Raw genomic sequence first — 19,948 nt, forward strand, 5'->3', positions numbered from 1 at the left:
TATGGATGACGAAAGGTCCTCGCCCGTGACAGACCACCACGACGAAACGACGCAACTTCAATGGCTTGAAGAAGACCGGCTCCACGAAGAATGTGGCGTCTTCGGCATCTTCAACCATCCCGACGCCGCGGCCCTGACGGCGCTCGGCCTGCACGCGCTTCAGCACCGAGGCCAGGAAGCCGCGGGGATCGTCAGTTTCGACGGCGAGCACTTCCACACCGAACGCCGGATGGGCCTCGTCGGCGACCACTTCACATCCCGCCCCGTCATCGATCGCTTGAAGGGCGACATGGCGGTGGGCCATGTGCGCTACTCCACCACGGGCGATGCGGTCATGCGCAACGTCCAGCCCCTGTTCGTCGATCTGGAGTCCGGCGGCTTCACCCTCTGCCACAACGGCAACCTGACGAACGCGCTCACCTTGCGCGAGAACCTGATCAGCAAGGGCGCCATCTGTCAGTCGACCACCGACACGGAAGTCATCCTTCACCTCGTCGCCCGGAGCGAGAAGCGCAACTTCGTCGAGCGTTTCGTCGAGGCACTGCTGCAGGTGGAAGGCGCCTACGCCTTCGTCGGCATGACCAACAAGAAGCTGATCGGCGCGCGCGATCCGTATGGCATCCGCCCTCTCGTCCTCGGCCGTCTCGGGGATGCCTGGGTGCTGGCCTCCGAGTCCTGCGCGCTGGACATCATCGGCGCAGAATTCGTCCGCGAGGTCGAGAACGGCGAAGTGATCATCGCGACCAAGGACGGTCTCGAGAGCCATCGCTTCGTGCCGAAGAATCCGGCCCGGCTGTGCATCTTCGAATACATCTATTTCGCCCGTCCCGATTCCATCATCGACGGCCGCTCCGTGTACGACGTCCGCAAAGCCATGGGCCGGCAGCTCGCCCTGGAGGCACCCGCCGACGTGGACATGGTCGTTCCCATTCCCGACAGCGGCGTGCCGGCGGCCATCGGCTACGCGCAAGAGTCCGGGCTCCCGTTCGAATACGGCATCATCCGTAACCACTACGTCGGCCGCACCTTCATCGAGCCCGAGCAGCAAATCCGGCAGCTCGGCGTCAAACTGAAACACAGCGCCAACGAGCTGCAGGTTCGAGGCAAACGCATCGTCCTGATCGACGACAGCGTGGTGCGCGGCACCACATCCCTCAAGATCGTGCAGATGATGCGCGAGGCCGGGGCCAAGGAAGTGCATATGCGCATTTCCAGCCCGCCTATCACCCACCCCGACTTCTACGGCATCGACACGCCGAACCAGGACAAGCTTCTGGCCGCCAACCGCACACTCGAAGAGATGCGCGAATTCATGGGAGCGGACTCCCTGGCCTTTATTTCCGTCGACGGCATCTACCGCGCCATGGGCTTTGACGGCCGCGACGACGACAATCCTCAGTTCACGGACCACTGCTTCACCGGCGAATATCCGACGCGGCTGCGCGATCGCGAAGGCCCGCCGCAGCAGAAGCAGCTTTCGTTCCTTGCCGAGGTCGGTTGACCGACCCTGTTCTCAAAGACCGCATCGCCCTGATCACCGGTGCCTCTCGGGGCATTGGGCGCGCCACGGCCAAGCTTTTGGCGGCTGACGGCGCTCATGTGCTGCTGCTCGGCCGCAATCAGAAGAGGCTCGAGGCGGTCGACGACGAGATCACCGCAGCGGGTGGCAAGGCCACGCTCATTCCGCTCGACATTGCGAACGGTGCCGCGATCGACCCGCTCGGCCCCTCGCTCTATGAGCGCTTCGGCCGTCTGGACATCTTTGTCGGCAACGCCGCTATTCTCGGGGGCCTGCGTCCACTCAATCACATTCCGTCGGAACCTTGGGAGAAGGTGCTCGCGGTCAATCTCACCGCGAATTGGCGGCTGATCCGCACGCTCGATCCGCTGCTTCGCCTCTCCGATGCCGGCCGCGTCGTCTTCGTGACCTCGTCGCGCGTGGCGGCGCAGGGTCGGCCCTACTGGGCGCCCTATTCGGTCTCCAAGGCCGGATTGGAGACCCTGGCGAAAACCTACGCCAACGAGGCGGCCGACAGCACGGTCAAGGTCAACATCGTGGATCCCCGTGCGACTGCAACATCCATGCGGGCCGAAGCCTATCCGGGAGAAGACCAGAGCACGATCAACAGCCCCGAGCAGGCGGCCGAGGCGATCGTCAAACTCTGCCTGCCGTCCGTCACCGAAACCGGACAGATCGTTCCTGTAGCCTGACAAAACGCAGCCCGATCAAGATCTAGCCGGTGGTAATGACCATCCCGTCATAGGCCGGCTCGATGCCGTCGGGGAGCTGCTCCTTGAGCGTCTCGTAATCCAGATCGACATGCATATGGGTGAAGATCGCCCGCTTCGGCTGCATACGCCCGACCCAACCAACCGCCTGATCCACGCTCAGATGGCTGGGATGGCCGGTGTAGCGCAGCGCATCGAGGATCCAGATATCGAGCCCTTCGAGCGTCCTCAACGACTCCTCGGGGAAGTCGCTCACGTCCGGCGAATAGGCGAGCCCGTCGAAGCGATAGCCGAGCGAGTCCGTCGAGCCGTGCTGCTGGAGAAACGGAACCGCCTCGATGGGACCGCCTGGTCCGTCGATGACGATGGGTTCGCCGGGGGTGACCTCGTGCCCGTTTAGCACCGGCGGATATTCGCTGCCGGGAGGCGTGTCGAAGCAATAGTCGAAACGCTGACGCAACACGTCACCCGCCTCTTTCAGGTAGTACACATCCACACGGCGGCGGCCATTATAGGCGACCATGCGCAGGTCATCGATGCCGTGCACATGGTCGGCATGGTCGTGGGTGTAGAGGACGCCGTCCAGGAGACCCACATCGGCATCGTTCAACTGCTCGCGTAGATCGGGCGGCGTGTCCACGAGCACGCGGGTCACGCCGTTCTCCCCTTCCCGCTCCACAAGCAGCGCGCAGCGGCGGCGGCGGTTCTTCGGGTTCGACGGGTCGCAGGCCCCCCATTGATTGCCGATCCGGGGCACGCCGCCGGAGGTCCCGCAGCCGAGAATTGTGGCCTTCAAGCTCATGCGGCGTCTGAGTGCTCTTTGAGAGCAGAACGCGGCACGTTGCTGAAGAGCCTGAAGAAATTATCGGTTGTCAGCGTCGCCAGTGCGTCGAGCCCAAGCCCGCGCACTTCCGCAAGCCGCGCCGCCGTCTTGGCCACATAGGCCGGCTCGTTGGTCTTGCCGCGGAACGGCTCCGGCGCCAAATAAGGCGCGTCCGTCTCCACCAGCAGCCGGTCCGCCGGCACCGACACCGCGATGTCCCGCAGTTCCTGCGCCTTCTTGAAGGTCACGACACCGGAAAACGAGATATAGCCGCCGAGCGCTAGGCCCCGCTGCGCCAACTGCGGCCCGCTCGTGAAGCAATGCAGGATGAAGGGAAACGCGCCCTTGGCGGTCTCCTCTTCCAGGATGGCCGCCATGTCCTCGTCGGCCTCGCGCGAATGGATGACCAGCGGCAAGCCGGTCTCCCGCGCGGCAGCGATGTGGGCGCGGAAGCCCTTCGCCTGGAGCGCCGGAGGCGCGTAGTCGTAATGGTAGTCGAGCCCCGCCTCGCCGATCGCGACCACTTTCGGATGACGTGCGATCTCGATCAGCTGCTCCGCCGTGGTGTCCGGCTCCTCGGCAGCGTTGTTCGGATGCGTGCCGATGGAACAGAAGATGTTGTCGTGCGCCTCGACCAGCTCCTTCAGCTCATCGAACTTCGACACATAGGTGGAGATCGTCACCATCAGCCCTACGCCCGCGTCCTGGGCGCGCGCGAGCACCCCCGGCAGGTCCGATTTGAGCTGGGGGAAATCGAGGTGGCAGTGGCTATCGATCAGCATCACGGAAAGATGAAATGTCGTTAAGGTTCAATATGCTAGCTTCGCCGAAGCGAACCTGAGTCGTGCCTTTGTGCAGCACTTTCGCAGACGAAACAAGCCGACGAAACAAAAGGACGACCTCGGTCGCCACGCACGGGCGACCGCGACCCAAGACAATGCCCGAACGCCTCGACAGAACAGACTTCTCCGCGCGCCGGATCACCCTCGCGCTCACGGCCGCACTGGCGGCAGCTACCCTGCTTATGCTGCCCATGGGCGCCGCGCAGGCAGCCTGCAGCAAGCGCGTCTACGTCTACAGTGCCGACTGGTGCGGCACCTGCCGCCGCCTGCGGTCCTATCTCGATCTTAACCGCATTCGCTACACGCTGTTGGATGCGGACAACCCACGCGTTAAGGCAGACATGCAGCGGCGCTTCGGCAACCTCGCCGTGCCCCGCACCCTGATCGGCCGGTCCGTTGTCAGCGGCCTCGACACAGCCAAGATCCAGAAGCTTTGCCGCTAGGAGAACTTCTCATGGAAAGCGCGACCGAGAACGGAACCGAATTCATGGATCCGCGTTTGCCCTGTATGACAATCGCACTCGCCTTTGCCGGTACTCTGGTCTTCGCGGTCCTCGTCTCGGCCTTCTTCGACAGCGTCAGCAACTAACCGGCTCGCCGGTTCGACTGCCGGGCACCGACTCGATCCAAGCAGGGTCGAGTTGCCCCGTGGCATTGTGGCTGCGGCGATCCTCGCCGACCGTCAAACGATCCCAGTGTGATCAATGAACCCTATCGATCTGTCGGCAGTGGCATCGCTGGTGGGATCGAAGGACAGAATCTGCCTGTAGTAAGCGTCCAACGCGCTCACCAAAGGTTCGAAGGTTTTGTCGTCCCCCACGTTCACGTTGATGGCGGGACGGTCGGCGATTGCCACATCGACGCTGCCGCGATGGACCTTGATCCGGCATTTCACCAACCACGTCTTCTTTGGAAACGCATCGGGCTCGCGCGACATGGTGAGGCCAACGTAGCCATCGTACTGCCCCTCCTCGTCGCGCGGCAACTCGGTCCGCACATCACGCACCAGCTGATACTGCTCGGCAGAGTTGGGGTCCCGGTCGTCCATGTAGGCCGCCACGTAGGGATGGTATCTCCCGGAGTGCGGGTTCGTGAACTTCTCAGGTGCGTTGATCCGGTATTTGAAGGCGTTCGCGAGCTCCAGCAGGATTCCTGTCGCACGCCGATCGCAGGCATCGATACGGTCCATCAATTGTGCGAACTGGCTGCATAGCTCGTCGAAATCCGGCATCTATCGCTGACTCCATTCCTCTCATCACCCGAACTCTGTGCGATTCGAGTATACAGATCAGAATACTACTAGTGCGCGATATTGTGTCCCAGCGATGTCTGGAGCGAATTCGAATCTGGATTAATGAGAAACGTCCGGAGGGCCTCGGCCCGCCGTCAGCCCGCTAGCGAAGCTAGTCGCCTTCCGGCTCCACATAGCGCGGGAAGACGGCTTGCGGCGGCGGTAGCTCGGTTCCAGGCTTGAGGCGCCCCGCCTCGCCGAGACGATCGAACGCCCGCGCCTCCACCGGCACATTCAACAGGTCCAGCAGCTTGGCACCGCTCTCGGGCATCACCGCCTGTGCGAGAATGGCTGCCTGGCGCACCACCTCAGCCGTCACGTAGAGGATCGTACCCATGCGCTCCGGGTCGGTCTTTTTGTGGGCCCAGGGCTCTTCGCCCGCGAAGTAGCGGTTTGCATCCGCAATCAGGGCCCAGATGACTTCGAGCGCCTTGTGAATGGCGAAGGCGTCGATCTCCGCTTCCACGCGTGGCAGAAGCCCATCGGCTTCGGCGAGGATCGCCTTGTCGTTGTCCGTGAGTGCGCCGGGCTCGGGAACGATCCCCCCACAGTTCTTGGCGATCATCGATAGCGAGCGCTGCGCCAGATTGCCGAGGTCGTTGGCAAGGTCGGCGTTGATACGCTGCACGATGCCGTCGTGGCTGTAGTTGCCGTCCTGGCCGAACGGCACTTCGCGCAAGAGGAAGTAGCGGATCTGGTCGACACCGTATTCGCCGACGAGCGCGTTCGGATCGATCACGTTGCCGACCGACTTCGACATCTTCTCCCCGCGATTGTAGAGGAAGCCGTGACCGAACACTTGTTTCGGGAGCGCGACGCCCGCCGACATCAGAAAGGCCGGCCAGTAGACCGCGTGAAAGCGGATGATGTCCTTGCCGATGATATGGACGTCCGCCGGCCAGTATTTCTTGAAGGACTCGGAGTCTTCGTCCGGGAAGCCGACGCCGGTGATGTAGTTCGTCAGCGCGTCCACCCACACATACATGACGTGCTTGGGGTCGTCCGGAACCGGCACGCCCCAATCGAACGTCGTGCGCGAGACGGACAGATCGCGCAAACCTCCGCGCACGAAACTTTTCACTTCGTTGGCGCGCGTTTCGGGGCCGATGAAATTCGGGTTTTCATTGTAGTAAGCGAGCAGCCTGTCCTGAAATTGCGACAGACGGAAGAAGTAGCTCTCCTCCTCGACCCACTCGACGGGCGTTCCTTGCGGCGAGAGCTTGGCGCCGTCCGGGCCCTCGCTCAGTTCACTCTCGTCGTAATAGGCCTCGTCGCGTACCGAGTACCAGCCGGCATATTTGTCGAGATAGATATCGCCGGCGGCGGCCATGCGCCGCCACAGCTCCTGCGTCGAGCGCTTATGGCGCTTCTCGCGCGTGGTGATGAAGTCGTCGTTCGAGCAGTTGAGCACTTCAACCATCTCACGGAATTTTGGCGTGTTGCGGTCCGCGAGCTCGGAGACCTCGATGCCCTGCTTGCGGGCCGTCTGCAGCATCTTGATGCCGTGCTCGTCGGTGCCCGTGAGGAAAAACACGTCCTTGCCCTGCAGCCGCCGGAAGCGCGCGATCGCATCGGTCGCCACCGCCTCGTAGGCGTGTCCGATATGCGGCGCATCGTTCGGATACGAGATCGCGGTCGTGATGTAATAGGTTTGTTTGTCGGCCATTTTGTCTCCCATAGCGGAGACATAGCCTTGCCTCCCCTCCCTGCCAAGCATGCTCATTCAACAGGTCAGGATGTTTGGCCGGATGCAAGCTCCTGAAGGCCGAACCAGCTGTTGAGGACGAGCAGGCCCCGGTCGAGATTCAATGCGAACGTCTCGGCGCGCGCGGCCGAAATCGCCTCCCAGGTCTCGGCCCAGGCCGGCAAGGTCTCCGCGGTCAGCAAGCGTTGCGCGAGCTTCTCCTCCGCTCCCCTGAGCCCCGTCCCGGTGGCGCCGTAGTGCACCAGCCGTTCGATCAGCCCAAGTAGCAGCGCGAGGTAGAGTTCGAGCTGCTCCGTCTCGTTGACGCTCGCCAGCTTCTCGGCCTGGCGCTGCACCCGCGCACCGTCCAGATCCGGCAGTGCCTCGAACGTGGCGACGATATCGTTGTAGAGCCCGATGCCCTCGCCGGTGACGAGTTCGAGCGCGCGCCGCACACTCCCCTGCGACAAGGCCATGGCCATGCGAAGCGTTTCCTCGTCGGCCTCGAGTCCGTCCCGCTCGAGCGCAGCCCGGACTGCCCCGGCGAGCGCCGGATCGTCCAGCGGAGACAGGCGTAAGGCGCGGGTCCGGGAGCGGATCGTCACCGGCAGCCGCCCTTCCGCGTTCGAAACCAGCAGGAACAGCGTGTTCGACGGCGGCTCTTCGAGCGCCTTCAACAGAGCGTTCGCGGCGTTCTGGTTGAGTTGGTCGGCCCGGTCCACGATCACGACGCGCCACGAGCCATCGCCGGCGGTGCTGCCGAGAAAACTGCGCAGCCGCCGCACTTCGTCGACGCTGATCACTTGCGAATAGCGCTTCGTCTTCTCCATCCACGTACGGCGGATGAGCAGCAGGTTGGGATGCGCCAAGCCGGACACTTTGCGAAAGATCGGGTGATCGGGTGCGACGTCCGCCGGCTCGCCGGGAATAAGATCGCCGGCCTCTGCGTGGGCGAGGATGGTGCGGGCCAAGCGATAGGCGAGCGTCGCCTTGCCAATGCCCTCGGGGCCTACCAGCAGCCAGGCGTGATGCAGGCGCCCGCTGCGAAGCGCCTCTTCGAACTCCTGCGCCGCCTCGTCGTGACCGAAGACGCGATCCACCTCGCGCGGGCTCGAGAACGGCTCCAGCCGATCGGGCTCGACGGGACCGGCGCTGGCCTTATTCGGTGCGGCACTCATGATGGACTGCTCAGGACGCCCCGATTACGGATTGAGGCGCTGCAGGACCGTCTCCCAGACATCCTCGGCGACCATGGCTTCGGGCTGACTTGCGTCCACCACGACGCAGCGGCCCGGCTCTTCCTCCGCAATGTCCAAGAATCCACGCCGAATGCGCTCATGGCTCATGAGCTCCTGGCTTTCGAAACGGTCGAGTTCCTGACCTTCGGCGCGCGCCGCGACGCGCGCAAGCCCCTCCTCGGCCGGAATGTCTAGAACAAACGTGATGTCGGGCATCACGGCACCGACAGTGAGTTGCTCCAAGGCATTGATGAGCCCCCGCGGCACGCCGCCCGTCGACCCTTGGTAGGCCCGCGTCGAGTCGACGAACCGGTCGCAGATGACCCACTGGCCCTGTTGCAGCGCGCCCTGGATCGCATTCTCGATGTGATCGGCACGTGCGACCGCAAACATGACGGACTCCGCCAGCGGGCCGAATTGCGCCACTTGTCCGGACAGCAACACCTCACGGATGTCCTCCGCCGCCGGCGACCCGCCGGGTTCGCGCGTCACGAATACGGGCCGGCCGGAGCGCGACAGCCGCTCGGCAAGAATGTTGACCTGGGTCGACTTGCCGGAGCCCTCGCCGCCTTCGAAAGTAATGAAGCGTCCGATCTCGATGGCTTGCTGCATGGTGGAAGGGGCTCGCGTACCCGGCGCTAGAGCAACCAGCCGAACGCAAGCACAAGCAGGGAATCGATGCCCCGCATGGCGAAGCCGCTGCTGTTGATGTCTTCGCCGGCATAGAGCGGGATCTCGTTGATCGCAGCCAGGTCGGCCGACTTCACTTTCAAGGTCGCGATCTGGTCGCCCTTCTTGATCGGTGCCTTGATGGGTCCCTCGTAGATGATCTCACCCGAGACGGCACCCGTGGCGCTGGCCGGAAGGAGGAGATCGATCGCGCCGTCGCCGACCAGTGGCACGTAGTGCTTCTCACCGCCCCATACCAATGCATCGCTGACCTGCTGCCCGTCTTCGAACAGCCGGAAGGGACGGAAGCTCTTGAAGCCCCACTCCAGCACCCGGCGGGACTCCTTCTCGCGATCGCCTTTGTTCTCGAGCCCCGTAAGAACGAGCACCAGCCGCTGGTCGCCGCGCTTGGCGCTCGACACGAGGCCATACCCGGCCTCCTGCGTGTAGCCGGTCTTCAGACCGTCGACACCAATATCGGCCCAAACGAGCGGGTTCCGGTTGCGGAAGGTGAACTTGTCCCGATAGCGGAACTCCTTCTGCGCGAAGTAGTGATAGTACTCGGGAAAGGTTTCGATGATGTGCTTGGAGAGCAGCGCCAGATCGCGCGCCGTCATCAGATGGCCTTCGGCAGGAAGCCCGGTCGGGTTCGCAAAGTTGGAGCCGGTCAGTCCTATTTGCTTCGCGTAGTCGTTCATCATCTTGACGAAGCCGCCCTCGGTCCCGCCGATCCCTTCGGCAAGGATGAGCGCCCCGTCGTTCGCCGACTGAACGGTGACGCCCTGGATCAGGTCGCTGACGGTGATCGGGCTACCGAGAGGCGCGAACATGGCGGCGGTTCCAGACGGCGCGCCGCCGGTTCGCCAAGCGTGCTCGCTCACGGTGAAGGTGTCGTCGAGCGTTATGCGCCCTGACTTGAGCTCGCGAAAGACCACGGCCAGCGTCATGAGCTTGCTCATACTCGCGGGCGGAATTTGCTTATCGGCGTCCTTCTCGTAGAGGACGAGATCGGCGCCTGAATCCATCAGAATCCCGCTTTGGGCCTTGGTGGTGAATTCGTTGGTCTTCTTCGCCGCCGCAGAGGCAACGCCCGCGGCCAACGCCACGCCAAGCGCGCAGAATGCGCAGGCAACGGCAACTTTCGTCAATCTACGCAGAGAGCGCACGCGATCACATCGTTCTTGAGGAATGGTGGTCTAACCGCCGCCAAAGACGGCCGCCTAGGCGCGGCCACTATCGAATGGTTAATGCTAAAAATCAACCGGGGACGGACCAACGCTCAGTTTTGCAAGATGATTTTGGCGCCCCGGTACCCTGCATCGGCAACGTCCAACAGTGCCGCCGCCGCGGTTATCCCATCCACAAACGGCCCGACGCGGACGCGGTAATAGGTCTCGCCCTGTTCGGCGATCGGCGCGACTTCGACCGGTCCGACACCTGCGAGTGCGGTCCGCGCCCGTTGCGCGTTCGCGTGGTTCTTGAAGAATCCAGCCTGAATCATGGGGCCCTGAAGGTCTTCGGATGAAGACGGGCCAATGGCGCCGGTCACCGCCACGTCACCTACTCCGCCGCCACGAATAACCGTCGGCTCCGGAGTCGCCTCGGCCACGGCAACAATGGCCGAGCGGTCGGGCCGATCAGGCAACGGCGGCACCGGCGGAGGCCCAGGCGGCCCCACCGCGATCACAACTTCCGCCATGCCGTCGGGGTCGGTCGTCCCGGCATATTGCGAGTAGCCCCGTGTCGACAGATAGTCGCGCTCGAACGCATCGTCGCCGTCTAGACTCGCCTTGCGGAGATAGCGCACCCGCACATTGGCCGTGCCGGACCTTTTGAATCCGAGCACTTCGGCTGTGTGCCGGGAAAGATCGATCAGCCGCCCATCGCGAAACGGACCTCTGTCGTTCACGCGCACCACCGCGCTCAGGCCGTTGTCGATATTGGTGACCTTCACGTAGATGGGCAGCGGCAAGGTAGGATGAGCGGCCGACAACCGCTCCATATCGAAGATTTCGCCATTGGATGTTTTGCGGCCGTGAAACAGGTCGCCGTACCAGGACGCGACGCCCCTCTGATCGTAGCTGGGGTCTGCCGCCGGAACGTAGCGCACGCCTTCGATCTCGTAGGGGTCGCCGATCTTGAAATGACCGCCCCCTTTGGGTGCGGACTCGCCGATCTGGACGTACCGCTTCCCGAGGCCGGCGGATTCCATGCCCTCGGGCACCCCGTCAGGCCAAAGCCAGAGGACCGATACCGAAAGAAGAAGGAGAACAAACCACGCCCGTGCGTCAAAGACGCGTCGAGTCAGAGACTTAACGCGGCCGGAGCTGGGCTCAGGTCCGTCCGATGTCACCCCGTCCAATGATCCGCCCCCCAAAAGGGCTCAAGGAAGCCGCGCCGGAAGAGCTACGAACGCAGAACAAAGTGAACTCCTCCGGCGCACGTTCAATGTGAGCCCAACTCGGTTATCAAAGAATAAATGCGGCCCCTATTTGCAGACGCTCCGGTGGAAAGACTCTCCGGCGCATAAAATATGCCCCAGAATCAGGCCATTATAGCGCGGTCAAGCTGACAGCATCAGATTGTTAACCATAGCAAGACAATCCCGTGCCCCAACGGCCACAGAGTCTTTGAAATCACTCGGGAAACACCCTGCAAGCCTTGTCGCGCAAAGGTTAACTGGCTAACGTCCGGGGTGATGGGCGGGTGCTGCTGTCAGCATAGACTGACACCTCACCAAAGTAACAACCGAACGGACGTACGAATGGGTTCGTGGGCGAAGTTGGCGACAACCGCTGCGGCGGCGGTGTGTCTGGTCCTGGGTGTTCCCGGGATCGTGTCCGCCGCTGGGGTCTCCGAACCGCAGCGCGAGGCTATGCTTCAGCGCATGATCGCCAATCCGAGCGATCTCGATCTCGCATTCGAATACGCACAAGCCTCGTCCGATGCCGGCGACTATGAAGGCGCGATTTCCGCCCTCGAGCGCATGCTCATCTACGCGCCCAACACGCCCCGCCTCCAGTTCGAGCTCGGCGTGCTCTACTACAAGCTCGGCGCCTATGAGGTCGCCCGCAGCTACTTCGAACAGGTGCTCCTCAATCCGAGCGTGCCGAACGAAATTGCCGACCAGGTTCGGCTCTATATCCAGCAGCTCGCCCTCGCCGCGGACCCGCCGCCCTTCTCCGCGTCGATTTTCAGCGCCATCCGCTGGGAGAGCAACGCCAACTTTGGCCCGGGCACCAACACGGTGACCTTGAACGGCATCGACTTCACCCTGGGCGACCAGTCCGTCGGCCGCCCCGGCTGGAGCTGGTTGAACATCGGGACGCTGCATTACTCCTACGATCTGAAGAACCAGGGCGACCGGATCGAGTTCGACTTCCTGGCCTACTCGACGGTCTATTTCGACGACGAACTCTCGGACATCGATCTCGACTTCTTCGAGGTCACCCTCGGCCCGAGCTTCAACATGAAGCGCATCGGCTGGGACCAGACCCGGTTGTTTCTCTACGCGATCGGCGACCTGTCCTATCTCGGCTACGACTCGTATTTCTACGCACCGGGCGCAGGTATCCGGCTCTTGAGCTTTGCGGCGACGCAGAGCGTGCTCGATGCCCGCCTCGAAACGCGCTACCGCGACTTCCAGGACAACAGTGAACTGCCCACCAATTCGCTGCGCACCGGCTTTCAGACCCGGCTCGGGGTGAACTACACCTACTACCTCACGCCCGGTCTCGTTCTGACAACCCAGGTTTACGCGCAACGGGAGGCGGCCGACGCCGACTTCTACGCCAATACGGAAGTCGCGTTCTCGGCCGGGTTCGCCTACACCTTCGAGAACCCGCTGTGGCGTGCCGACTACCCCCTGACTTGGCAACTGGGCGCGGGCGCATCCGGCGCGACTACGACGATCCCGATCCGACGATCGATCCCAACGAGTCCGAGCGGGACGATACGTGGTGGGCGCGGACGGCGGTGGTGGTCCCTGTCGCGGAGACCTGGGCGCTCGTGCCGCAAGTCGAGTATCGCGACCAGCAGTCCAACTACGACCTGCGGACATTCGACGACCTGACGACGATGCTTGGCATCCAGAAGAGGTTCTAGCGTGGGTGCCGTACGCGCAGTCGTAGCGTTCATGGCACTCGGCGCGGCGATTCTCGGTGCGCCAACGCACGCCGCCGCGAACAAGGTGGGCGTGGCGGCCGCCGTCAATCCGGACGCCTTTTCCGGCGGCAAGGAAATCCGCATCGGCAAATCGATCTTCTACAATGAGAGGATCAGCACCGACGCCAACGGCGTGGTTCAGGTTCTGCTCGTGGACGGCTCTACCTTCACCGTCGGCAAGAACTCCAACGTCGTCATCGACAAGTTCGTCTACGACCCCAACAAGAAGACCGGCGAGATCGTCACGTCCTTCTCGAAGGGCTCGATGCGCTTCATCGGCGGCAAGATCTCGAAGAATCCCGGCGGCGTGACCGTCAACACGCCGGACGGCAGCCTGGCCATCCGCGGCGGCATGGCCCAGGGCGCGATTACCTCGCGCGGCACCATCTTCTCCTTCCTTTTCGGCAACGAGATGGTCTTCAAGAGCAAGAGCGGGAAGGTCTACACGGTTTACCAGCCCGGCTACACGCTCGACCTGAGCAGCGGGGTGCCGACGATCCGGCCGACAACCGCGGAAGACATTCAGACGATCCTGGCCAGCCTATCCAACGGCAACACGAATACGGCCGGCGTGACCACGGACAACCAGCCCCCGCCGCAGAACTTCGTGATCCTGCCGCAAGACTTCCAGCAGATGATCATCGACGCCACCGGTACGCGGATCAGCGACGAAATCCTGCAGCAAATACTCGCGTTGCAGGAGACGACTATCGAGCAGCTCGAGGAGACGAGCATCGACTTCACGATCGGCGGCTATGGCAGCGGCATCGCGCACGACGACTACGGCAATTACACCACCGTCGGGAGCAAGTACTCGACCGACTTCGATTACAATGAGGACTCCGACGTCATCACGTTGACGCTGCACAACGTCGAAGGGTCTCCGCAACCATCCGGACCAAATCTCGGCATCTTCAAGTTCAGCCCGGTCTCCAACAACAACTGGACCCTGTCCAGCCTCCGGCTCATCGACCACAGCGGAAACCCATTTTACGTGACCGACCCGACCGGTGGGGCAGAACGGCGGACGCAAGTGATGTGCCCGGGTTGCAACTTCATCGAATGGGGCGAGTTCCACGCGGACTATAAGTACAGCTCTTACCCGAACGACCCGTACGCCATGCAGGAAGACATCAACAATGGCTGGTGGGTTGGCGGCGCGGTCACCGCGTTCAAGGACCTGCCGACGACCGGCACGGCGACCTACTCCGGAACGGCCCGGGGCACGATCCTCGACTACAATCTGGACGGCGCGCAGGTCGAAGGCCGCGGCGATCTCGACATGAGCTGGAGCTTCGCCAAACGCTCGGGCCAGCTCTCGATCTCCGACTTCAAAGCCATTTCGTCGCCCTTGCAGAATTACACCCCGCCGACGCTGAACGTCTCCGGCACGATGTCCACACCGGGAAGCGTGAATCGCTTCTCCGGCGACATCAGCGGCATGGCCGGACAGATTCCCGTTTCGGGCGGCGCCTTCGGCTCCTTCGTGACCGACGGACGGCGCCCGGCTGCCGGAGTCATTGGCAACTGGGGCGCAAAGACATGAACAACTACTACCGTGCAACGGGCATTTTTGGTGCTGCTGCAAAGCATTAGAGCGCTTCAGCTAAAGTGGTGCCGCAGGTAGTACCGGCCCGTCCAACTGGCGCGATTGGACAATGAAACCCGGCAAAACTGTGCTATATCAATAATCGGAATTTCTCTTCTTTACGGCTTTTAGAAGAGGCTTGAGGGATGGTCAGAAACGGTCACTTGACGCTGCCACGCAGCGCCGTGGCGATCGCGCTGCTTTGTAGCGCGGGCGTTGGCCTTGCCCTGTCCGCCCCCGCCTATGCCGCCAAGGTCGGCGTCGCAGCGGCCGTTAATCCGGACGCCTTTTCGTCGCTCTCCGGCGTGCCCAACAAGCAGCTGAATATCGGCAAGTCGATCTTCTACAACGAGCGCATCGAGACCACGGCGCAAGGGCTCGTGCAGGTGCTGCTGGTGGACGGCTCGACCTTCACGGTCGGCCCCAACTCCAACCTCGTCATCGACAAGTTCGTCTACGACCCGAACAAGAAGACGGGCGAGTTGGTCGCGACCTTCTCCAAGGGCTCCATGCGCTTCATCGGCGGCAAGCTGTCGAAGAACGCGGGCGGCGTGAAGGTGAACACGCCGTCGGGCGCGCTCGCCATTCGCGGCGGCATGTTCCAGGGCAACACGCAGAAGAAGATCTATTCCTTCCTCTACGGCCACTCTATGTCGATGCAAGGCCGGAACGGGCGAACGCAAACGGTCTATCAGCCCGGCTACACGCTCGATCTTTCGCGCGGCGGCAGCGGCACCGTCCGCCCCACCACGGCCGAGGATACGGCTGTCTTTGCGAGAGCACTGACCAGTCGCGGCGGTTCGACTGCATCGAACAGCGAAAACGGCGGTCAAAGCAATGGTGGTCAAGGCGGATCCGACGGCGGATCCGAAGGCGGCGGGCAGCAGCAGGCCGGAACGAACCAGCTATCTCAGTCAGTCAGCATTCAGGACATGGTTTCCAGTGCGACTTCAGAGGCTATCAACAACGAAATCGAAAAACAGATCGAAGAACAGAAGACGCAAGATACTCCGCCGCCGACCAACACGCCGGCGAAGACACCAACGCCAACCACCACAACTACTCCGCCTGCCCCGCCGCCTGAGATCGACGCACGCATCATCCAGACGGCGCCGAACGGCATCGCTACCGGCGATTTCAACACAACCTTCCAGGTCATCGACAGACGTCTTGTCGCCGACCTTCCGTCCGTCGATCCGGAGGGCTGCGAGGGGCAGAATTGCGAAGTCGACGTTCAGTCTGACTTCAGCTCGGACTTCGCAGAACTAGACGTCAACAATCTCGGCGGCCGGCCGTCGCTGCAGTTCGATTTCCCGGAGACACTTCAGTGCGTCAACGGCTTCTGTCCCGTCACGGATGCGAAGGTGATCGTCGACGGCGAGACGGTGGAATATTTCGGCGGGGCGGTCATCAAGCCAGGTTTCTTTGCATATCAGGTGGCCCGAGGCGAGAACGCCAACGAAGAGCTGGGGCCGCTCAACGCTCTCGACGAATCCCTTCTCATCTTCGGCGGCAAGAAGCACAATTTCCAAGCTCCCAGCGGCAAGATTTATGTTTTTGCGCTCACGAGCGATGTGATCCAGCAGAGCGCGGCTCCGTTCGCATCCGCCATGTCGACCGATTACTCGACGCCCGACGATGTGATCGGCGTCGTCACACCGCTACTGGCCAAGGAGCAGAATACCGGCGCCCCTGACGATCAGAGCCGGCCGGTTTGGCTACAATCGACCTTTGCCCTCGGTACCGGCGAGTCCAGCCGTCAGTCCTTCGTCAATATCGCGCTGGGCGAATGGTCTCCGGAAGGTGGCATTCAAGGATCTCGCAGGGGTGGCTCGGACCTCGACGGCGAGGATTATAGTTTCACGGGCGACATCGCGAGTCTCGAAGGCCCCGATGGCGGTCACTTCCTCGGTGCCGACGATGCGCTACCGAATGCCGTCCTGACCCTCGGCGGCCCCGGCACCGAAAACGCCGGCCGCGACACGCCGCTCAATGGCGACACAAGCCCAATTGAGCAGTCGGGGGCCACTTATCACGTCGCCGCTGGGACCGAAGCCATCGAGGGGAGCGAAACGTCGTCCGGCACCTTCACTGGCTTTGCGGCCGGCTTCTCGCAACGGGCCGGCAACAACGAGTTGCGCTCGCTCGTCAACAATTCGGCGGACGAAGTCGTTTTGGAGTTGGATTCGCCCACCAACACGCTCACAGCGTCGGTCAATGTGGGAGATGGTCGGCTGCTTCAGAATCCCAGATACAGCTACCAATTCGGAGGTGAAGGCAATTCGGCCCTTATCAGCGACAATGTCTTTGGAGCAATTGAAACACCGGGCGAGTCGGAAATCGGCGAGACAACGTTGGAGCTTGTCCCGACCATCATAACCAAGACTTTCCTCAAGGGCACGCCGTGGGAGACCACGAAGACTTACGAAATCGACGTGCCTACTCTGGTCGACCATGACTACACGCCGGATGTGGAGGGCTATATCGTCAGCGCGGATGCCTTGGGCGCAAACGAGGTGCTGTTCGCTGGACAAACGGTGACGAACCCCGCGGACCCTGAAGGTCCACTCGTCCAGAGGCGCGCCTTCTGCCAGGACTGCGACTTCATCAAATGGGGCGCTTGGGGCACGCGCTCGCGCTATACCGATCACTCGGGCAAGCAGGTCACCGAGGATACCCATCTTGGCTGGTGGATTGCGGGCGATGTTGTCCCAGAAGAGAATATTGATAGGCTCCAGGAACTCCAAGCAACGGCACTTTACGAAGGTGACGCGATCGGCACCGTCGCCAAGTTCAAGAACGGGACTTGGAACCAGTCTGTCGCCAGGGGGGACATGACCCTCGACTGGAAGTTCGCCAAACGTAGCGGCGATTTCTCAATCAAGAACTTCGACAACCGGAACTTCGGCGGTAAGCTCGTAAATTTGCCGGGAACGTCGGGATTCAGCGGCATCGTCGGCAAACTCAACACTAACAATGCAGGTAGGTCGATCGTCGGCTCCGCGAGTGGCTCCTTTGTCGGGTTCCGAGGGTTGGACAAGACCCCAAAGGGCGTAATCGGGAACTTCGACGTGCACCAGGCCAACGACAAGTGGCGCGCCAACGGTATCTTCGGCGGCACGCAGCGTATCAATCGCTGAGTCTACCCTTCTGAACGCCCTCCCACGCGCCCTTCCCGACTGCTGACAGCCACCTCCGCACCCCCCAAAAAGCGTCGTTTGAGCGTTTTCTTCGCCACATTTCGGCGCCCTATTCCGCTGCGTCTCGGAAGTTTTGGCGGTTTGGCGAAAAGCTTGCCCTGCCTTTTTCTGTCCCCACATGACCGGCTTGCCAACGCCTTGCGCGGCCCACGGCATTCGACACCAACGGGACGGGACAGGTCTTCATGCTCGCTTCGATTAGCCTCACACCGAGGGCGACCGCGATTGTCGCAAGCTCGGTTCTCTCGGTCCTGCCCCTATCCGGTATGGACGCCACCGCAGAAGCCGCCGATCGCGTCGGCGTCGCTTCCGCCGTCACACCGAAAGCCACCAGCACGCCGCCAGGCGCGGGCACGCGGACCCTCAAGATCGGGAAGTCGGTCTTCTACAACGAACGGATCACCACGTCGGACTCCGGCGTCGTGCAGGTGCTTCTGGTCGACGGTTCCACCTTCACCGTCGGCCCCCGCTCGAGCCTCCTCATCGACAAGTTCGTCTACAACCCGCACAAGGCACGGGCGAGATGACCGCCACGCTCTCGAAGGGCGCCCTGCGCTTTGTCGGCGGGAAGCTCTCGAAGCAGGAGCCCGCCGTGAAGGTCAAGCGCCCGCCGGCGAGCTGACCGTGCGCGGCGGCATCTTCCAGGGCATCGTGAACAGCTCCAACCAGGCGGTCTTCGCCTTCGTCTTCGGCGACTATCTGGCGCTGAACCGCAAAGGACGCCGCTACACCATCAAGCAGAGCGGCAACTTGTTCGCCATCGGTAATTCGGGCCCGCCCATCATCCGGCGCACCACCCAGACGGATACCAATCTCATCCTGGCCGCGATCTCCGGCGGCACCGCCGCCAAGGTCTACAAGACGAAGGGGAACCCTTGGCCGTTCTACTACGGCATCCAGCCGACCGGCCGTTTTCCGGATAAGCCGTTCGTCCGCGACCAGTTCTACGACGCCCGCCCGATCAAGCTGCACCGCGTTCCGGAGCCGAAGGTGCGCGTGCCTGACGTCCACCGGCCGCACACGCCCCCCACCCCTCCCGTACGCGTGCCCAAACCGCCTAGCGTGACGCAGACGCCGCTCTATACCTCTCCCGGGTACACCTGCGCGAACTGCTAAGCAGCGCTCCCCGAGCCACGAATCTCCCTCTCTTGGCCGATGACGGCGTGTCATGGTCGCGTGTCATTTCCGGGTGTCATGCGGACCCTTTAAGGTCTCCCCGCCCGTCCCCATTTTCAGGGGACGGGTTTGACCCTTCCTGCCAAGCCGGCCTTCCCGGGAGTTCCGATGTTGTTTCATCACGCCTCACCTAAGTTCTTGTCACGCACCACGACCCCTCGCCTTGCGCATGTCCTTTTGCTCGCAGGGCTGGGACTTGCCGTCGCGGCCGCAATCGTCTTCTTCGCGCCGCGCGTCGCCAGCGCCGAACCCACCGACATCACCGTTCGCGTGCTGAGCAAGGACGCCAAGTTCGTTGGCTCCAGCATGGGCGGCGCGCGCGTGATCGTGCGGGACGCCGACACCGGAAAGATCCTGGCCGAGGGCGTGACCGAAGGCGGCACGGGCGACACCGGCCGCATCATGCATGAGGACGGCGGACGCCGCGCGACGCTCTCAAGCGAGGGCGCAGCCAAGTTCGACGCCACCATCGATATCGAGGTGCCTCGCCTGGTCGAGGTCGAGGTGTTCGGTCCCCTCGCCCAGCGCCAAAGCGCGAACCGCGTGACCGTCACCCAATGGGTGGTGCCTGGAAAAGACATCACCGGCGGCGATGGCTGGCGCGTCGAGCTGCCGGGCTACGTGGTTGACGTGCTCGACCCGCCCACGCATGTGAAGCTTGCCGGAACGACCGACAAGGTCGATCTGCGCGCCAATGTCAGCCTGATGTGTGGCTGCCCCATCACGCCGGGCGGCTTGTGGGACGCGGACGAACTCGAAGTCAAAGCGCTCGTCACCCATAACGGCGAGAAGCTCGCGCCGATCGACCTTGCCTTTGGCGGCGAGGCGAGCCAATTCGCCGGCAGCGTGCCGGTGACGGCGCCGGGCCTCTACGACGTGACCGTCTATGCGCACAATCCGCGCACGGGCAATACCGGGCTCGACCGCACGACCTTTATCGTCGCCAAATAGGATCGCTCCATCGCTCTCCGCAAAGTGCGATGAGCAGACGCGCGCGGCCTTGCCCGAAACGTGCGGCCCCTATCCGAAGCCCCGCATTGTCCC

The 19,948-nt window shown here is 62.7% G+C and carries 18 protein-coding genes and 1 pseudogene; 11 read left to right on the forward strand and 8 right to left on the reverse strand.

The window, feature by feature from the left end; translation table 11 throughout:
- Position 1 precedes the first annotated feature (1 nt).
- Both purF and AUC70_RS10285 read left to right on the forward strand, forming a co-directional pair.
- On the forward strand, positions 2–1,501 hold the full coding sequence (purF, locus tag AUC70_RS10280; protein ID WP_141702069.1) for an amidophosphoribosyltransferase: 1,500 nt from the start codon (positions 2–4) through the stop codon (positions 1,499–1,501).
- Positions 1,498–2,211 (forward strand): SDR family NAD(P)-dependent oxidoreductase, encoded by a 714-nt coding sequence (locus tag AUC70_RS10285; protein ID WP_069444782.1) that lies wholly within the window; start codon positions 1,498–1,500, stop codon positions 2,209–2,211. Before purF ends, AUC70_RS10285 begins: the two co-directional genes overlap by 4 nt.
- Before the next feature lie 22 nt (positions 2,212–2,233).
- Here the strand turns inward: AUC70_RS10285 and AUC70_RS10290 are convergent, their stop codons facing one another.
- Complete coding sequence (locus AUC70_RS10290; RefSeq protein ID WP_069444783.1) at positions 2,234–3,031, reverse strand: MBL fold metallo-hydrolase; 798 nt, start codon at positions 3,029–3,031, stop codon at positions 2,234–2,236.
- Positions 3,028–3,834 carry a TatD family hydrolase gene (locus AUC70_RS10295; protein WP_069444784.1) on the reverse strand — a complete coding sequence of 269 codons (807 nt, stop codon included), beginning with the start codon at positions 3,832–3,834 and terminating at the stop codon, positions 3,028–3,030. The genes AUC70_RS10290 and AUC70_RS10295 overlap by 4 nt, the downstream gene beginning before the upstream one ends.
- A 155-nt stretch (positions 3,835–3,989) precedes the next feature.
- Here AUC70_RS10295 and AUC70_RS10300 point away from each other — a divergent pair, with 155 nt between their 5' ends.
- On the forward strand, positions 3,990–4,337 hold the full coding sequence (locus AUC70_RS10300) for a glutaredoxin family protein (RefSeq protein ID WP_069444785.1): 348 nt from the start codon (positions 3,990–3,992) through the stop codon (positions 4,335–4,337).
- Positions 4,338–4,348: 11 nt separating this feature from the next.
- The gene (locus tag AUC70_RS18395; protein WP_280138242.1) at positions 4,349–4,483 is read left to right on the forward strand and encodes a hypothetical protein; all 135 of its coding nucleotides are present in this window, start codon (positions 4,349–4,351) and stop codon (positions 4,481–4,483) included.
- Between the two features lie 93 nt (positions 4,484–4,576).
- Here AUC70_RS18395 and AUC70_RS10305 read toward each other — a convergent pair whose 3' ends face one another.
- From AUC70_RS10305 to AUC70_RS18400, 6 genes are all read right to left on the reverse strand, one after another.
- Entirely contained in the window at positions 4,577–5,125 is a 549-nt protein-coding gene (locus AUC70_RS10305) for a hypothetical protein (RefSeq protein WP_069444786.1), read from the reverse strand.
- Positions 5,126–5,297: 172 nt separating this feature from the next.
- Positions 5,298–6,863 (reverse strand): methionine--tRNA ligase, encoded by a 1,566-nt coding sequence (metG, locus tag AUC70_RS10310; protein WP_280138243.1) that lies wholly within the window; start codon positions 6,861–6,863, stop codon positions 5,298–5,300.
- Positions 6,864–6,916: 53 nt separating this feature from the next.
- Positions 6,917–8,047 (reverse strand): DNA polymerase III subunit delta', encoded by a 1,131-nt coding sequence (locus AUC70_RS10315; protein WP_069444787.1) that lies wholly within the window; start codon positions 8,045–8,047, stop codon positions 6,917–6,919.
- Between the two features lie 24 nt (positions 8,048–8,071).
- Positions 8,072–8,719 carry a dTMP kinase gene (gene tmk, locus AUC70_RS10320; protein WP_069444788.1) on the reverse strand — a complete coding sequence of 216 codons (648 nt, stop codon included), beginning with the start codon at positions 8,717–8,719 and terminating at the stop codon, positions 8,072–8,074.
- 26 nt (positions 8,720–8,745) lie between these two features.
- The gene (locus AUC70_RS10325; RefSeq protein ID WP_069444789.1) at positions 8,746–9,924 is read right to left on the reverse strand and encodes a D-alanyl-D-alanine carboxypeptidase family protein; all 1,179 of its coding nucleotides are present in this window, start codon (positions 9,922–9,924) and stop codon (positions 8,746–8,748) included.
- A gap of 131 nt (positions 9,925–10,055) precedes the next feature.
- Entirely contained in the window at positions 10,056–10,988 is a 933-nt protein-coding gene (locus tag AUC70_RS18400; protein WP_069444790.1) for a septal ring lytic transglycosylase RlpA family protein, read from the reverse strand.
- Positions 10,989–11,663: 675 nt separating this feature from the next.
- Here AUC70_RS18400 and AUC70_RS18855 point away from each other — a divergent pair.
- The 7 genes and pseudogenes from AUC70_RS18855 to AUC70_RS10360 form a co-directional block, all read left to right on the forward strand.
- A pseudogene (locus tag AUC70_RS18855) lies at positions 11,664–11,864 on the forward strand (tetratricopeptide repeat protein); the annotation flags it as partial.
- A gap of 868 nt (positions 11,865–12,732) precedes the next feature.
- Positions 12,733–12,906 carry a hypothetical protein gene (locus AUC70_RS18860; protein WP_425283595.1) on the forward strand — a complete coding sequence of 58 codons (174 nt, stop codon included), beginning with the start codon at positions 12,733–12,735 and terminating at the stop codon, positions 12,904–12,906.
- On the forward strand, positions 12,882–14,486 hold the full coding sequence (locus tag AUC70_RS10340) for a FecR family protein (RefSeq protein ID WP_141702071.1): 1,605 nt from the start codon (positions 12,882–12,884) through the stop codon (positions 14,484–14,486). Before AUC70_RS18860 ends, AUC70_RS10340 begins: the two co-directional genes overlap by 25 nt.
- Before the next feature lie 206 nt (positions 14,487–14,692).
- Positions 14,693–17,668 (forward strand): FecR family protein, encoded by a 2,976-nt coding sequence (locus tag AUC70_RS10345; protein ID WP_158007426.1) that lies wholly within the window; start codon positions 14,693–14,695, stop codon positions 17,666–17,668.
- A 245-nt stretch (positions 17,669–17,913) separates the two neighbouring features.
- Complete coding sequence (locus AUC70_RS10350) at positions 17,914–18,255, forward strand: FecR family protein (protein ID WP_141702072.1); 342 nt, start codon at positions 17,914–17,916, stop codon at positions 18,253–18,255.
- A 97-nt stretch (positions 18,256–18,352) separates the two neighbouring features.
- A complete protein-coding gene (locus AUC70_RS10355) occupies positions 18,353–18,844 on the forward strand; it encodes a hypothetical protein (RefSeq protein ID WP_069444795.1) in 492 nt (163 codons plus the stop codon).
- Between the two features lie 129 nt (positions 18,845–18,973).
- Positions 18,974–19,855, forward strand: coding sequence for a hypothetical protein (locus AUC70_RS10360; protein ID WP_206599366.1), 882 nt, complete (start codon positions 18,974–18,976; stop codon positions 19,853–19,855).
- Positions 19,856–19,948: the final 93 nt, after the last annotated feature.

Source organism: Methyloceanibacter stevinii (genome assembly GCF_001723355.1).
Lineage (GTDB): Bacteria > Pseudomonadota > Alphaproteobacteria > Rhizobiales > Methyloligellaceae > Methyloceanibacter > Methyloceanibacter stevinii.

Excerpts from the sequence above, each read along its gene's own strand:
- AUC70_RS10350 (WP_141702072.1), top strand. The coding sequence starts at position 17,914 with ATGCTCGCTTCGATTAGCCTCACACCGAGGGCGACCGCGATTGTCGCA.
- AUC70_RS18400 (WP_069444790.1), bottom strand. The coding sequence starts at position 10,988 with ATGGAATCCGCCGGCCTCGGGAAGCGGTACGTCCAGATCGGCGAGTCC.
- AUC70_RS10305 (WP_069444786.1), bottom strand. The coding sequence starts at position 5,125 with ATGCCGGATTTCGACGAGCTATGCAGCCAGTTCGCACAATTGATGGAC.
- AUC70_RS10300 (WP_069444785.1), top strand. The coding sequence starts at position 3,990 with ATGCCCGAACGCCTCGACAGAACAGACTTCTCCGCGCGCCGGATCACC.
- metG (WP_280138243.1), bottom strand. The coding sequence starts at position 6,863 with ATGGGAGACAAAATGGCCGACAAACAAACCTATTACATCACGACCGCG.
- AUC70_RS10295 (WP_069444784.1), bottom strand. The coding sequence starts at position 3,834 with ATGCTGATCGATAGCCACTGCCACCTCGATTTCCCCCAGCTCAAATCG.
- AUC70_RS10315 (WP_069444787.1), bottom strand. The coding sequence starts at position 8,047 with ATGAGTGCCGCACCGAATAAGGCCAGCGCCGGTCCCGTCGAGCCCGAT.
- AUC70_RS10290 (WP_069444783.1), bottom strand. The coding sequence starts at position 3,031 with ATGAGCTTGAAGGCCACAATTCTCGGCTGCGGGACCTCCGGCGGCGTG.
- AUC70_RS18395 (WP_280138242.1), top strand. The coding sequence starts at position 4,349 with ATGGAAAGCGCGACCGAGAACGGAACCGAATTCATGGATCCGCGTTTG.
- tmk (WP_069444788.1), bottom strand. The coding sequence starts at position 8,719 with ATGCAGCAAGCCATCGAGATCGGACGCTTCATTACTTTCGAAGGCGGC.
- purF (WP_141702069.1), top strand. The coding sequence starts at position 2 with ATGGATGACGAAAGGTCCTCGCCCGTGACAGACCACCACGACGAAACG.